Annotated in this window: 13 protein-coding genes and 4 tRNA genes; 11 read left to right on the top strand and 6 right to left on the bottom strand. The window is 47.1% G+C overall.

Features of this window, described 5'->3' with window-relative positions:
• Window positions 1–14: 14 nt before the first annotated feature.
• From TW77_RS07500 to TW77_RS07485, 4 genes are all read right to left on the bottom strand, one after another.
• A complete protein-coding gene (locus TW77_RS07500) occupies window positions 15–839 on the bottom strand; it encodes a LytR/AlgR family response regulator transcription factor (RefSeq protein ID WP_046004352.1) in 825 nt (274 codons plus the stop codon).
• A gap of 4 nt (window positions 840–843) precedes the next feature.
• Window positions 844–1914 (bottom strand): sensor histidine kinase, encoded by a 1071-nt coding sequence (locus TW77_RS07495; RefSeq protein WP_046004351.1) that lies wholly within the window; start codon window positions 1912–1914, stop codon window positions 844–846.
• A 163-nt stretch (window positions 1915–2077) separates the two neighbouring features.
• A complete protein-coding gene (locus TW77_RS07490) occupies window positions 2078–3322 on the bottom strand; it encodes an amidohydrolase family protein (protein WP_046004350.1) in 1245 nt (414 codons plus the stop codon).
• A gap of 10 nt (window positions 3323–3332) precedes the next feature.
• Complete coding sequence (locus TW77_RS07485; protein ID WP_046004349.1) at window positions 3333–4715, bottom strand: amidohydrolase; 1383 nt, start codon at window positions 4713–4715, stop codon at window positions 3333–3335.
• 591 nt (window positions 4716–5306) lie between these two features.
• On the opposite strand from TW77_RS07485, the gene TW77_RS07480 reads away from it, so the two are divergent.
• Window positions 5307–5666 carry a DUF3718 domain-containing protein gene (locus TW77_RS07480; protein ID WP_046004348.1) on the top strand — a complete coding sequence of 120 codons (360 nt, stop codon included), beginning with the start codon at window positions 5307–5309 and terminating at the stop codon, window positions 5664–5666.
• A 76-nt stretch (window positions 5667–5742) separates the two neighbouring features.
• Here TW77_RS07480 and TW77_RS07475 read toward each other — a convergent pair whose 3' ends face one another.
• Window positions 5743–6435, bottom strand: a complete 693-nt coding sequence (locus tag TW77_RS07475; RefSeq protein WP_046004347.1) for a hypothetical protein — start codon at window positions 6433–6435, stop codon at window positions 5743–5745.
• Window positions 6436–6569: 134 nt separating this feature from the next.
• Here TW77_RS07475 and TW77_RS07470 point away from each other — a divergent pair, with 134 nt between their 5' ends.
• The gene (locus TW77_RS07470) at window positions 6570–7424 is read left to right on the top strand and encodes a fructosamine kinase family protein (RefSeq protein WP_046004346.1); all 855 of its coding nucleotides are present in this window, start codon (window positions 6570–6572) and stop codon (window positions 7422–7424) included.
• 78 nt (window positions 7425–7502) lie between these two features.
• Window positions 7503–7706 carry a CPXCG motif-containing cysteine-rich protein gene (locus TW77_RS07465; RefSeq protein ID WP_046004345.1) on the top strand — a complete coding sequence of 68 codons (204 nt, stop codon included), beginning with the start codon at window positions 7503–7505 and terminating at the stop codon, window positions 7704–7706.
• A gap of 21 nt (window positions 7707–7727) precedes the next feature.
• On the opposite strand, the gene TW77_RS07460 is transcribed toward TW77_RS07465, so the two are convergent.
• Window positions 7728–8369, bottom strand: coding sequence for a riboflavin synthase (locus TW77_RS07460; protein WP_046004566.1), 642 nt, complete (start codon window positions 8367–8369; stop codon window positions 7728–7730).
• Between the two features lie 138 nt (window positions 8370–8507).
• Here TW77_RS07460 and TW77_RS07455 point away from each other — a divergent pair, with 138 nt between their 5' ends.
• The 8 genes from TW77_RS07455 to TW77_RS07420 all read left to right on the top strand — a co-directional run bounded on the left by TW77_RS07455 (window position 8508) and on the right by TW77_RS07420 (window position 15105).
• Window positions 8508–9863, top strand: a complete 1356-nt coding sequence (locus TW77_RS07455; RefSeq protein WP_046004344.1) for an MATE family efflux transporter — start codon at window positions 8508–8510, stop codon at window positions 9861–9863.
• Complete coding sequence (locus TW77_RS07450) at window positions 9835–10821, top strand: DUF3080 family protein (protein WP_046004343.1); 987 nt, start codon at window positions 9835–9837, stop codon at window positions 10819–10821. The genes TW77_RS07455 and TW77_RS07450 overlap by 29 nt, the downstream gene beginning before the upstream one ends.
• 126 nt (window positions 10822–10947) lie before the next feature.
• Window positions 10948–11024: transfer RNA gene (locus TW77_RS07445), tRNA-Val, on the top strand.
• A gap of 33 nt (window positions 11025–11057) precedes the next feature.
• Window positions 11058–11134 (top strand) — tRNA-Val (locus TW77_RS07440).
• 33 nt (window positions 11135–11167) lie between these two features.
• Window positions 11168–11244, top strand: a tRNA-Val gene (locus TW77_RS07435).
• A 33-nt stretch (window positions 11245–11277) separates the two neighbouring features.
• Window positions 11278–11363: transfer RNA gene (locus TW77_RS07430), tRNA-OTHER, on the top strand.
• Window positions 11364–11714: 351 nt separating this feature from the next.
• Entirely contained in the window at window positions 11715–12917 is a 1203-nt protein-coding gene (locus tag TW77_RS07425) for a sugar ABC transporter substrate-binding protein (RefSeq protein WP_046004342.1), read from the top strand.
• Window positions 12889–15105, top strand: coding sequence for an ATP-binding protein (locus tag TW77_RS07420; protein WP_046004341.1), 2217 nt, complete (start codon window positions 12889–12891; stop codon window positions 15103–15105). Before TW77_RS07425 ends, TW77_RS07420 begins: the two co-directional genes overlap by 29 nt.
• Window positions 15106–15185: the final 80 nt, after the last annotated feature.

Genomic DNA, 15185 nt, shown 5'->3' with positions numbered 1-15185 from the left:
GTCAATGAATTGGCTTAACTTGCCAATGCCGCTTTCACTTTGTCGCGATAACTTCGGCTTACTTTCAGCTCCTGGCCATTTTCAAGCACCAGCAGATACTCACCACTGCTTTGCGTCACCAGCTTGCTGATCTGCTTGGTATTCACTATGGCCGAGCGATGGACACGGACAAACAGTTTAGGGTCCAGTTCCTGCTCTAGTTCTTTCATTGTCTTGCGCAGAATATGCGTTTGCCCATCAGAACAGTGCAAACACATATAGTCTCCGGCAGCGTCGATCCACTGGATTGAGGCAGCTGAAACGCGAATGATTTCGCCCTGCTCTTTTACCGCGATTGATTCAGGATACTTTTTATCTTCAATGGTATCGCCGGTGGCCAGTTTACGCAGAATTTCTTCGCAGTTATTGCCTGTGATACCGGCAACGAAGCTGGCGAGCTTTTTCTTATGAGCATTGTCTTGTTGTGTTTTCAAATAGCTATGCACTTTTTCAACCGCCTGTTTTAGTCTGTTGTCATCTACGGGCTTTAGGATGTAATCTAAAGCATGAATTTCAAAGGCTTTTACTGCATAATGATCAAAAGCAGTGACAAACACGATGGCTGGCAGCGGCTTAACACTTTCACTGAGTGCTCTGGCCACTTCAAAGCCATTCATGGTTGGCATTTGAATATCTAAAAATACCAAATCTATTTGCTGATTGGTGCACAGCTCAAGTGCCTGCTCTCCAGAGCTACACAACTCGATAACGTCTATGTCTTCTATTTGCTTTAAGCGCACCGCCAGGCCTTTTCTGGCTAGGGACTCATCATCTACTATTAGCGTTCTGATTTTGCTCATTACTTTACTTCTCAGCCTTTTCAAAAGGAACTCGTATGTTCACCTTCAATCCAGAAGGTGTATTGTGCGCAAGCACAAATGAATAGTTGTTTTCGTATAGCGTTTTCAGTCTGTCCTGAGTGTTGGCAATCCCAACGCCCTGCACGTCACTTAACTGGCCATTTTCTATCGTTGCACCCGGCCCGTTATCGCCCACTTCTAACAATAGCTCATTGGCAAAAACCTGGGCTCTTATCTCAATTTTGCCACCGCTGGCCATGTGTGCAATAGCATACTTGATTGAGTTTTCGATTAAAGGTTGCAAGATCAAACTGGGCACCAATGCCTGTTGCGCTTCCTCTGTGATATCGAACACCACTTCCAGGCGTTCATCAAAACGGACCTTTTCGATATTCAGATACAGCTTGAGCGCATGTAACTCCTGCTCAAGCGGTACTTTTTTGATTGGATCTGTGTTCAGTGTGTAGCGTAAGAAGTCACTCAACCTGGAGACCATCTGGTTGGCATCTTTGTTTTCTTCAACCAGGATTAAGGTCGAGATCGCATTGAGCGTATTGAAAAGAAAATGGGGGTTAAGTTGATAACGCAGCATCTTTAATTGCGCTTCGTGTGCCATGGTATTGGCTTTCAGGGCCTTTTGCCGCTCACTTTGCAGCAACTGGTAGTACTTAATGCCGAAATACAGCCCACTCCAGCACAAAATGATGTACACAGAGTCCAGACCTTGCTGCAGGTAATAATACCACTCCTCTGGCCGGTAGCCATGGCGGTAGATCTCCCACATATTGAATTTTTGCACAACCGACCATAACGTGCCGGTCAGGTAAGAGGCACTAAAGACCACAAAAATAAGTAATAGAGGCTTGGCATTCCAAACTTTTCGATAAAGGTAACGCAGAGGGACTGTCATCAGACAACCGGCATAGGCGTTGAGCACGATCACGAAAACGTAAATATCGCGCATTTCGAATACTTTTGACCCTATGTAGTTTACTAATGCATAGCCAATCCAGCCTGCAATTTGTAAAACCCAAAAAAATCGCTGTCGATTATCGACCAGAGCTTGCCACTTCAAACGTTTATAACCTCTTAAGACTTAGCCAAATTATATCCTATGGCAAGGCTATTCAACAGCACCAGCGGTCTTACTTTTCTAACGGTTAAACGCAAATGGGCGAGGTCAAAACGCGTTTCTTTGTTAACAAAAAAGGCCCTTGCGGGCCTTTTGAATACCATGATTATTTGGTATATGCACGCGGCATATCAGAATCGGTGGTATAGCGTTCTCTGAGTTTATCGTGACGCGACTCAGTACTCACCTCTTCACCGTTGATCCAGAGCTTATCTAAGGTGGTGCTATACTCAAACGGATCAGCGCTCCACAGTACCAAATCGGCACGCTGGCCTGCGGCGATTTTACCGCCATCTAAACCAAACACGTCCGCGATATTGCTGCTGACGGCCTTTAGTGCGCCGTCATAACTCATGCCATGGGCAACAGCAATACCAGCATCAAAGCGTAATTGATACAGGTTATGCGCACCTTCAAAAGCAAAACCAGACAACAGGACTTTAACGCCTGCGCGTTCTAGTTCACCGGCGTTGGTCAGATCCGCGTGTAATGAGCTGAAACTGGTTGGCAAATTAGAAACGGCACTGATCACAACCGGGACATTGGCTTTGGCAATTTGCTCTTTAACCAGCACGGCATCGTTCACGCCCCACAGGACCAGGTTAAGGCCAAACTGCTCTTTTACCTTTAGAACCTCGAGGATGTCTGATGCGCGCTCAACTTCAACAACCATTGGCATTTCGCCTTTTAAGACTGCCGTCAGAACTTGCTCTTCCTGGCTTGGTTTTTTGGCCGCCTCTTTGGCGTCTTTTTTGGCTTTTTCAGACAGCTTTTGCTGCTGACCTTCCAGCTTTTCAGTCAGGGTTTTATATTTCATTGCCCGCGAGCCACTGCCGCTTGCATCCATATCTACCACTAAAGCAGTGTGCGTTTTCAGAACACTGTTAAATTCACCCGATAAGTCGACAACAAATGCCAGACCTTCAAAAATGCTTTTGCCACCATGAGGCACGACCACATTCTGCGTAATACCACCTTTGCGGCCATAAGGAATAAGCGAAGAGCGTGGATTGAATGCCGGGCTGGCATCAAAGTCAACGTCTGCCTTATCATCACCAGCATCTCTGGAACCAGCGACAGCGCTCACTTCAACCAGTCCCAGCTGGTTCATTGAGCCAATAAAGCCTGGTGTCAACACTCTGCCCTGTGCATCAATCGTAATATCTGCGCTCACGTTCGCTGGGTTGATTGCACTGATGGTGCCATCTTCAATAACCACAGTTGCCCCTTCCAGGGTACCCGCGTCAGTCAATGTGTGAACCTTGGCATTGGTGATTGCTGTTACCTGAGCAAAAGCGGCAGAAGAAGCCAACAATGCGCTGGTCAATAAAGAAACCTTAAACTTATTCATCATTTACTCCTTAGCGCTGACCCAGCATAAAATCACTCACCGCCTGATATTTCTCATCAAAGCGGTCATATACCTTGGCTCCGTCTATGTACACGGTTTCAGCTTTGGAATAAACGCTAAATGGATTGCGATCCCAGATAACAATATCCGCTTGCTTGCCTTGTTTTACCGAACCGGTTTTGTCTTCAATACCAAGAGATTTAGCGGCATTGTATGTGATCCACTTAATAGCATCTTGCTCTTTCAGTGAGAAACCAGCCTGGTTTGCGGTATTCATGATTTTAGCTGCTTCATGGTTCAGACGCTGAATCGTGGTGTCTGAATCGGAGTGAACAACAGCACAGGAATTCTTAACTGCATCTACGATTGCCACATTTTCTGGCACCATGTCGTACGCTTCCATTTTGAAGCCCCACCAATCCGGCCACAATGCCGCACAGTTGCCATTTTCAGCAAGTAAATCAGCGACTTTGTACGCTTCAATACCATGGTGGAAGGTACCCGCGTGATAATTAAACTCTTTAGAAAGGTCAATCATCATCGCCATTTCTTCGGCTTTATAGCAGTGGTTGTGGATTAAAATTTCGCCGTCAAGTACACCGCGAAGCGTATCCATACGAATATCACGCTTGGGCGCATCCGGATTCAACCCCGCAGCATAGGCCGCCTCGTATTGCTCCCAGGCCTGCTTGTATTCAGTTGCTTCTGCCCAGGCAGCACGATATCCCGCCATATTACCCATGCGGGTGTATGGCGCGACCCCTTTACCACCATAGACACGTTTCGGGTTTTCACCACAAGCCATTTTCAGACCATAAGGCGCATCCGGAAACTTCATGCCCTGCATAGTTGGCGACGGCACGTTTTTCAGCGTGACGCTACGACCGCCAAACAAATTAGCAGAGCCTGGCAAAATCTGTAATGTAGTGATCCCGCCTTCACGCGCTCGGTTAAAGCCCGGGTCTTGCGGCCATACTGAGTGCTCTACCCAAACCTGCGCCGTATTGGGCTTAGTAATTTCATTACCATCGGCATGAGACTCGACTGACGGACTTGGGTAGGCGCCAAGATGTGAGTGTACGTCAATGATCCCAGGAGTTACCCATTTGCCTTGCGCATCAATGGTGACATCAGCTTGTACAGACAGATCTTTACCAACCTGGCTGATTTTACCTTCTTTTAGCAGTACGTCTGTGTCTTCAAGTAATTCACCTGTACCTGTCAGTACAGTCGCATTAGTGATTAGAGTAGAGCCTTTGCTGTGAGGCTGATAGGTACTTGGATATGGATTTTTTTCAATGGTGACTTTTTCTTTCTGAGGGCCTTTGTCCTGGCACCCTAAAAGAACTGTACTTAATGCAAGTACAATCGCCGTTGGCTTGAATTTTTGCATCATTTTTCTCTTATTGTTCTGCGTGAGTGATCATCCCGCAGACTATTGGCTAACAATTGACGTAAAATTGCAACTGAGTTTCGACAGTTCACAATATAGCTCGGTCATCTGCACATTTCGAGTTTTCTTCAGGCAAGAGCGACGCTTCTGGCTTTTCTGACCAGTGACTCTACCAACCCCATACGTGCTAAACCTAAACACAGCTCGTAGTTGAGCGTTGTTGCTCAGCGACATACAACCAGATGCTGAATCAGTTACCATCAGAGTTTGGCAGGCGGCTGTGGTGCATACCACAACCAGACACACTTACAGAAGCATAGACATACTTTTGACACAGGTATTAATCTGAGCTCAATCAAACGAAAACATCGCTATAATAAAACAAAGAAAAATAGTTAATCGAAAAATAATTGCCCAGGAAAAGCCCAGCTTGAGCTTACGTCAGACACAACTATATCATTAAAATCAGCTTGTTACTTGAGGTTTTTACAGCAGACATAGTTACTTACATTCGGTTATTTCATGGTTACAGCATTTTGCACCGTTCGCATTAATACTTGTTGTGAGCTTTGTATAAATCTGGAGAGAATCATGAAAATTGCCGCGACTTTATTGCTTTCCCCACTACTTCTGGCCACCAGCTTGTCTGCCACTGCCGGAAATGTTGAATTTGTAGCAGCAGATAACAGTGTTGCGACCCAACTGTGTGTCGCAGTGGGGACCAACCACCGCCTCACACTAATTAAAGAGCTACAAGACCATCGCATCAGCAGAGCCATTGTTGCCGACAAACTCGTCTGTAACGATATGACTGTGCCTCAGTTTGCCAAAAAGTTTGCGCTGCATAAAACGGCGCGCTTGCTGAAAATCGACTTTACCACAGACACTTCTATCCGAGATATTGCAATGACTGACAGTAAACAGGCAGTCGTTGTTTCGGGTTCAAGATAAGTGTGCGAAATACATACAGCGCATTGTGACTGACTTCTAACGCCCGTCACGATGCGCCAATTGTAGCGCAACTAGGTTATATCAAAGCCGCGATCAGGCCAAACAAACCACCAAAGACACCACCCCAGACGACCAGCCAACCAAGATGAGTATGGATCATGTCCTGAATGATGCTCTTGACCATCGCCGGCGTTAACTCTTCCAGGCGCTCTTCTACGGCGTGTTCAATGGCCACTTTCACCGCATCAACCGACTGACCACTGCTCAGTAATCCCGATAGTTGTTGCTGAAACTCCGGACCTTCACTGATCTCAAACAGCGCTTCTTTCATCTTATCGGTAAAGCTGTCTTTCATCGGTTCAATCGCTTCTTTTCCGCCTACCATGGCCAACATGGCGCCGAACTGAGAAGCCTCAATCACCTGCACCAGCTTATTGAACGCAGGCGATAAGTCCGTCTGTGTGATCACAGGTTTGAGGTCCAGCTGGATTTCGTTTTTCCTGGCAAAGCTGCGTAGTTTGTCATCGTTAAAGAATTCTTCGAGTATCAACTTGCGAATGGCCGACTTGAACTCTTTGAATTTGATGGTGATCACACCCGAACCATACAGGCCCGGAACTTTTTCGAACAACATATGAATTGCGAGCCAATTGGTCACGGCCCCGGACAAGGCAAATAAGCCCATAGTCAACAACACGTCAAGATCTAACAGCCAGCCCAGCAGTACAACTACAGCGGCCAGGATATTCGTCGCTAAACTTTTACTCATCAGTGCCTCTTGTGATCTGAGTATTTTGTTCGGCCGCATATTGTAGTGAATTTAAATCTCTCTACAAGTATTTGTGTTATAGCAAAAATCGATCATAGTTTAGGATATGTGTGGTACTTAACCATGGCGCTACTATGTGGAATCTTGTAAACCAGTATATCAGTGATGCAATCCATGAACACTTCGAGTACACCCGAAAAACGCAATTGCCCTGCAACGCGCATGCGCGTTTATTTAAAATCGAGAATGATCATCACAGTTATCTGGTTAAAGTCGATCATGTCCAGGCACTCGAGCGCTTTGAATGCGAAGCCCGTAACCACGACACCCTGATCCGCGACAGTGACTTTCTGGTCGCTGACACCATCACAATAGGCTCAAGTATTGAATTTTGCTTTTTAGTACTAGAGTGGCTGGAAACATCAGGAGAGCTTGAAGACTGGTTTAGCTGCGGCACCACCTTGGCCAAGTTACACGCACGCCATGAACAACAAATGTATGGCCTGGAAGAAGACAACTACTTTTTTGATTTGGCACAACCCAACCAGTGGCACAAAAAGTGGGAGGTATTCTTCGCAGAGGAACGCATCGCCTGGCAACTCCAGCTGTTAGCCGAAAAAGGCATTAAGCTGGTCGATATTGACCAATTTGTTGAACACATTAAGCCCATGTTGCCGCATCAGGTGGCCCCCTCTTTACTGCATGGTCACTTCTGGCGCGGCAATATCGCCTTTGCACAGGGCAAGCCCTGTTTGTTTTGCCCTTCTTGCTACTATGGTGACAGAGAGGTCGACCTGGCATCCAGTGAGCTCTTTGCCCCCTTGCCCCACGCGTTTTATGAAGGCTACGACAGCATTTATCCACGCCTTGATGGGTACGAAGCGCGCCGCCGTATCTACCAATTATACCCGCTGCTGTGCCATGCCAATATGTTTGCAGGAGATTACCTGAAACAAGCTGCCAGCCACATTGAAACCCTGTACAAATAAGTGCAACTTTACTGTAATAATCCGCAATGCTGCTATAGTTATTAATGCGAAAAATGGAAAACTCGTTGGAGTAAACTCATGAAGCAGCTGTATGACCAACGTATTAGTTGTCCGCATTGCGGCCACCATATCTTTGTTAGTCTGGACGCCAGCGAGGGCGATCAGGATTATTACGAAGATTGCGCAGCCTGTTGCAATCCAATCCACTTGAATATGCACATTGACTACGCAATTAATAAACTTGAATTGAGGGTAGATTCAGACGACGAGCAAGTGTTTTAACAGGCACTGAGTGTGCCTGTCTTACAACGAGAAATTGCCTCGGTTTTTACGCAGATAGTGCTCTACGGTGTTCACTGTCGTGTAGGTTTGCTGGTCAACCTCAATGTTAAATACCTCTCCAACATGGGCTAAACCAATATTGGTCAGGGCCAGCGTTTCCGGGATGAGATGCAACCAGAAGCCATCTTCTTCAAGTTTGCCTACCGTTAGACTCGCACCGTTGACACTGATAAAGCCTTTGTACAGGATGTACTTTTTCCATTGTTCTGGTATTGCAAGCTTAATTCGGCAATTGTCGGCTTCGCGAATAAAGGCCAAGATCGTAGCCTGGCAATGTATATGCCCGGATACAATGTGCCCGCCCAGCTCTGTGCCAAAGGTAACAGAGCGCTCAAAGTTGACCCGATCACCTTGCTGTAACGCACTCAAATTGGTCAACTTAAGTGTTTCGTCAATCACGTCAAAAGACACCTGACCTACGACATCTGCCCCTCTGACCTCAAAGTCAGTCACGGTCAGACAACAACCATTGATTGCGATGCTGGCACCATGAGTTAGCTTTTCCAAATAGTGGCTGTCGACCGACAGTACCAGTTTCATGATCCCTTCACGTAAAACGGCACTGACCACCGTTGCTTGAGTCTGTACAATTCCGGTAAACATAACGCTCAGATTTTCGAAAATAGTGGCGCGCAGTGTATCGCAAACAGTCATCAGATTAAACAGCCCTTTCATCGGATAAAAGTGGTAAGTTTTTAGGAAGTTATTTAAGATTAACGTTTTAGGAAATCCAGACTCAGTATGAAATTCGCTTTATGGGAAGCTAAGCGCCTGGTACGCCTTGCTACCCCCGTTTTTTTTGCCCAAATCACCTTAGTGCTTATGTCGGTTGTCGACACTATGATGGCAGGACAAGTTAGTGCCGAAGACCTCGCTGCGCTGTCAATTGCAACCGGTACCTGGAACCCGATGATTTTCTCATTGCAGGGGGTTTTACTTGCGATCACCAGTATGGTTGCTTATTGCGACGGCGCCAAACAACGTGACGGTATCAAGACCTATTTCCAGCAAGGTATTTACCTGGCTCTGCTGCTCTCTTCTTTGGGCTTTATCGCCAGTGCATTCACGCCTTTGGTATTTGCACAGATCGGTGCCGCCAGTGCCATCACAGAACTGGCACAGCAATATATTGACTTTGTAAAATGGGGTCTGCCTGCCTTTTTGTTGTTTTCAGTCTATCGTAATGTGACTGAGGGCGTTGGCAATACCAAAGCCGCTTTGTACATTAGTTTGCTCGGCCTGGCAGTCAATGTCTTTGCCAACTATCTCTTTATTTATGGCAAATTTGGCATGCCGGCCTTAGGTAGTGCGGGATGTGGCCTGGCAACGACGCTGGTGTTTTGGGTCATGGCCATCGCCCAGCTCATCTATAGTTTTTACAACAAATATCTGGACGGTCGTTGGTTAATTAAGGGGTTTGCACGCCCTCATGCTGCTACTCAGTTCCAGATAGTTAAACTGGGTCTGCCCATTTGTCTTGCGACTTTCTTTGAAGTGACCTTGTTCGCCTGTATTCCTCTGTTTATTGCAGACTTGGGGGCAATCGCGGTGTCCGGTCACCAGATAGCCGCCAGTGTCACGACTATCCTGTTTATGCTACCGCTGAGCCTGTCCATGGCAATCGCGATTCGTATTGGCACCTTATCCGGTGAAGGGCACTACTCGCGACTGGTGAATTCGGTCTACACCAGCTTTGTGTGTGCTGTCGTGGTCTCAGTTATAGTCGCCACTTTTACTTTTGTGATCCGCAACGAAATTGCCTGGGTATATACTCAAAACGCCGAGGTTGCAGTACTCGCTTCGGGGATAATCGTCCTAGCTTGTATTTATCAATTGCCAGACGCTTTGCAGGTTGCCGCCAATGGCGTATTGCGAGGGTTAAAGTACACCAGCCCTATCACCATAGTCACGTTTGTGTCTTACTGGTTAATTGGCTTCAGTCTTGGCTTTGTGCTGGCAAAAACAGATTTACTGGTGCCGGCCATGGGCGCGAGAGGCTTTTGGGTTGGTATTATCGTCGGCTTAACCTGCGCTGCGATATTGCTGCTGTATTTTGTGAGGAAACGCCTTGATACGTTACGTCCTGATCCTGTTTAGTCTCGTTATGGCCGCCTGCACTCCGGTGGCCAGTGATACCAACCAGGAATATGCGGACAGACTGGCCCATGTGCTGGGCTTGTCACCATTAAAAGTTGAAAAGCCGGATCCCCTGGCGCCATATAAAGCCTCCAGACCTCAAGCGTCTTTTAAACTCTCTGTTTTACAGCTTGCTAATCTTGGGCACTGCGCACTGGCACAGGACGTTGCCATGCATAATAACCAGCTTGGCAAGCTGGCCGTGCCCAGCGAGGTCTTTAAATATCAGCTGCGCTTTATTCAGCTGGCAGATCAATGCGTAGAAGACAGCAGAACCAGCGACCCTGAAGTCAAACAGGTATTAGCGCAAGCCGCGGCACACAAACGCTCGGCTTTGAGTCAGTATTTCGCTTTTATGCTGTCGGCAGAGGCTGAGCTGACTCAATTTACCAGACTGACATTTGACGAAATCGATAAGCGCGGCACCGATAATGAAATTAAAGCCAACGAAGGCCTGGCCACTTTGGCATCCATCGCTAGCACCCTGCAAACACCAGAAAAAATTGACCCGGAGCGCGTCACGCCCGCCCTCGAGAAACTGAATAACAACCACTATGTTCAGACTTTGCTGACCAGTGCTCGCAAGCAAATTGACTGGAACCAAGCGTTAACAGCATGGCTATCGCAAGTCGAGTTACAAACAGCCGTATGTCCTGAGGGGAAAAACAAGCGCAAAGCCGAGATATTGCACAATATATTCAATAAGTTTTCGATATCAATATTGCAACCCTACCAGGCGCAACTCAGTAATCAGCTGCAGGATTTAAGTGACTCTATGGCAAAAATTTCGGCGGCTGTACCCTATCCTCCCTACCCAAATCATGCTGAAGCGCTGATGGATGAACTGAAAACATCGAGCCGACAGCATGCACAGTGGTGGCAGCGCTTTTACAAAGTGTGTAAAGTTGCACCGGTATGAACGAAAAAAGTGCAAACAAACATTAATTTAGCAAATTTACTTGATCCCACAGAACGCTCGCTATATATTAGCGGCCGTTGGCAAGTGACTTAATGCAACAAAACAGTCATATCAGCTCAACATTGTACGACCGTAGCTCAGTTGGTTAGAGCACCACCTTGACATGGTGGGGGTCGGTGGTTCGAATCCACTCGGTCGTACCAACTTATTTAATAAGTTAAAACTCAAATCTCAGTACGACCGTAGCTCAGTTGGTTAGAGCACCACCTTGACATGGTGGGGGTCGGTGGTTCGAATCCACTCGGTCGTACCAACTTATTTAATAAGTCAAAATGCATATCTCAGTACGACCGTAGCTCAGTTGGTTAGAGCACCACCTTGACATGGTGGGGGTCGGTGGTTCGAATCCACTCGGTCGTACCAAATCATTTTATATGTCACAATGCACATCTATTCACTATCGTAGCTCAGTTGGTTAGAGCACCACCGCTCTCTATGACCCGGTCCAATGGTCGGTGGTTCGAATCCACTCGGTCGTACCAACTTATTCCGCAAGTTCAATCTCATGTTTCTGTAAGACCCTAGCTCAGCTGGTCAGAGCACCACCGCTCTCTAATCATTATTAACTTTCGCTCGCTATTTTCAATTCTTCAGCCTATAAACTTGCTCATTTCACCTTGCGTAAAAGTCGCGCTAAAGCACGATTTCACACCACCAAACTTGCTCACTTCACCTTGCGTAAAAGTCGCGTTAATGCACGATTTCACACCACCAAACTTGCTTATTTCACCTTGCGCAAAAGTACGCGCTAAAGCACGATTTCGTATCACCCGTTTGCTCTGACCTGATATTTTGCTATAAATTAGGTAGCTAATCACATTCTAAGGAAGGTCATGCCCGGCAGGTTATGCACCACTTTATTGTTTTTGTTGATAACAGGCTTATTCTTTTATAGCAGCCTGGGGTATGCCAGGCAGCCAGATCAAAAATCGCTGACCATTGCCATTGGCCTTGAAAACTATGATTTCAAACCTCTGTTTGCACAGTTCACCAGAAAAACGGGCATCAAGGTCAAAGTCGTTGAATTCGAAAACAACTCGCTCAAATCCGAACTCCTGTTAAGGGCCAGCAATAACGCCCTGCCCGATGGCATCATTGTGCCAGCTGATTATATGGGGCTGACGGCACTTGATTTATCAGAAGTACCCGATAACTGGCTCTCAACGCATTTGATAGAGCAAGTGCGCCAGAATATCAAAGCCAATGGCACAACACTGGGGGTGCCTATCGTATTTGGCAACCATTTGATGCTCTACTATAACCGCGCACTCGTCAGTGAGCCTGCTCACAGCTGGCAGCAGCTTCGTACGCAACAACAAAAGCAGGGTGTTAACATTAGCTGGAACTATTACGAGATGTACTGGTACAGAGCATTTTTGGGTACTTTCGGCACCTCATTGATTATAGATGGTAACGCTAACTTAGATACACCAGCGATGGTAAACGGCCTGCGCTGGTATAAGTCGCTTAAAGACGAGATCTGGCTGGATGTGGCGTGCGACTACGACTGCACCGTAAATCAATTTTTATCCGATGAAGTTGCCTATACCATTAATGGCTCCTGGATGTTTCAGCGCTTCTCTGAACATTTTGGCGATAAACTGGGTGTCGCGCAGCTACCCAGTTTGCGTGGTGAGCCTATGCGCTCTTACTTTTCGTCTCACGTTATGGCGTTTCCCGACAACGCCTTATCTGGTAGCAAAAGTGCCGAACTCAGAACACTGTCTGAGTTTTTGCAATCGCTGCCAGTGCAAAGCAATTTATGGTCCTCCATCAATGCGCTTCCAGTCGATAAACGTGCGCTAGATATGCTAAAAATACAAGGGATTAGGCAAGTAGAGGCCCTCATTTCTACCCTTGAACACGCTCAGCCCATGCCCAACGAAGCACAAATGGCCTTTGTCTGGGAGGCCATGTTAAAGGGCCTTACACGTCATCTTGCAGGTGTTCTGGACGAACATCAGGCCGCCCATTTTATGCAACACATTGTTGAAAAGTCGATAAGTTATGAGCAAGAAAAAAAGCCTGGTCAGTGAATTACAGCTTAAAGTCGGTGCAATGGTTCTGGCCCTGCTGACCATTGCCCTCGCTCACTTTGCTTACAGTGCCTGGACACAAGCCAATAAAATTGCCGCAGACACGGTTGCACAACGCGCTACCAGTTTGTCGTTAGATATCAAAAACAGGCTCGCCGAGTTTACTTTTCAGGTCGCTCATTACAGTGACCACCGGATCCTGGCAGAACTCCCCCTCAACCTTTTGTATACGCAATATGCGCTCAAAGAAATGCGCGACCTGGTCTACACATCTCCTTTGGTAAAAAGTGTGATGATCAGCGACGGTTCGCCGTATATTGTCGAAGGCTACCCGCTTTATACCCTGCACTGGGCCACGCCCTCCATCATCGGGCATGCAAATGCTGTGATCAATGCCAATGCACGTGAGCTAATGGTGCGCAAGTTGCTGATCAGCAACCAGGAGCTGGGAATTACCGACACAAATGGCGGGACATTATTCATTGCCGTGCCACTGCGCCAAACGCTGCCTTCTCTTATCGACCCTTTTCGCTACACCAGCGTGCTATTTTTCGAGCTGGATATCAGCCAGCTCGCCATTGAGCTGGCTGATTATGAATCTTTGCGCATCTTTTCAGATCAACAACTGTGGTTTGATGAGGGAAACGCATTTGAGGAAGGTCTCAATGCAACCTACCCGATTTACGAACGCGGGGATGAAGGCTTGAGCTTGTCTCTCTCGCTTTCTCACCAGCACAGCGCTTATACGCGAGAGATCTTGTATGCCATTATCAGAAGCGGCCTGCTGGCACTGGGCGTATTAATCATTCTCTTTTGGTATCTGGCCTATGTGAGCCGCAAGGTAACAAGCCCCATGAAGCAGCTTGAAAAATACTGTATGTCGCTGACGTCGGGTAACTATCAACAAAATAATGCCAACCTGGAGTATGAAGAGCTAAAAACCTTACAAAAAACGCTGAATAAACTAGTGAGTACCGTTAATACCCAGGTGACACAACTGAAGCAAGAAAAGGTACGTGCTGAGCAGTCTGAACTGGCTAAAGCGCAGTTTCTTGCGACCATGAGCCATGAGATCCGTACGCCCATGAATGCCATTCTGGGAGTGTTCCAGTTACTTAGACGACATAACCAAGACCAGGAAGACAGCTCGCTGGTTGAGCAAGGCTATACCTCCTCTCAAACCCTGCTTGCTTTGGTGAATGATATACTCGACTTTTCGAAAATGGAGGCTGGTAAGCTCACGCTCGAAGTGCTCGCGGTCGACATCTTACAGTTATGCCAAGAAGTAATTCAGGAATACCAGCACCTGGCCCGCGACAAACAAGTCGAATTAAAATTGGTCACTGACTTAAAGCCACAGTTATCAGTCAGACTTGCCGACCCCTTGCGGCTTAAACAAATACTGCGCAACCTGCTGTCTAATGCCATTAAATTTACTGAGCAGGGCCAGGTTACATTGAGCGTGCAGGGAGACAAAACCCAGCTTGTTATCGCTGTCAGTGATAGCGGGATTGGTATGACTGCTACGCAGGTCGCCAGCTTATTTAAGCATTTTCAGCAGGCTGACAGTTCAACCACGCGTAAATATGGTGGCTCGGGGCTTGGACTGGCGATTGTTAAACAACTAGTGGAGCTGATGCACGGTGAGGTCACCGTCAGTAGTATCACGGGTGAAGGTAGCCAGTTTACAATTAGCTTGCCACTGCTATGTACCAAGCCGACAGCACCGCACTCACCTAATCAAGCTCAGCCGCAAGTACCTGACTTAAACGGTGTCAATGTGCTGCTGGCTGAGGATAACCTGATCAATCAACAGATATTTGCCGCCATGATGAAAAAGACTCACGCCAACCTGACCCTGGCCAATAACGGCAAGCTGGCCATGGATTGCTTTTTTGAGGCGCAGCCCGACCTTTTCTTTGTCGATATTCAGATGCCGGTGATGGATGGTATAGAAGTTTGCCAGCAAGTGAGAAATACCGACTACCGTAAACCGCTCATAGCCATCACAGCCAATGTGCTCCCTGAAGATGTCAGCCGCTATTTGTCACTTGGATTCGATGATTTCGTTGCCAAGCCAATTGATATGCAGGCGCTGTTCGATACCATTACCCGAGTAATGGACAAGCAGGTACAGGCACAGTCAAGCACGACAAAGTCAGATACCTCAACACTAGACAACAAATGACTCTGTAGTGCGATAACGCCCTTTGGTGCTGAGCTCTCGCCGTGTTTTCAGAGCCACCATATTATTGATGATGTCACAAA

Origin of the sequence: Pseudoalteromonas rubra (assembly GCF_000967655.1) — a bacterium.
Taxonomy (GTDB): Bacteria; Pseudomonadota; Gammaproteobacteria; order Enterobacterales; family Alteromonadaceae; genus Pseudoalteromonas; species Pseudoalteromonas rubra_A.
Note: the sequence above shows the minus strand (reverse complement) of the source record. Positions and strands in the feature narration are given on the sequence as shown.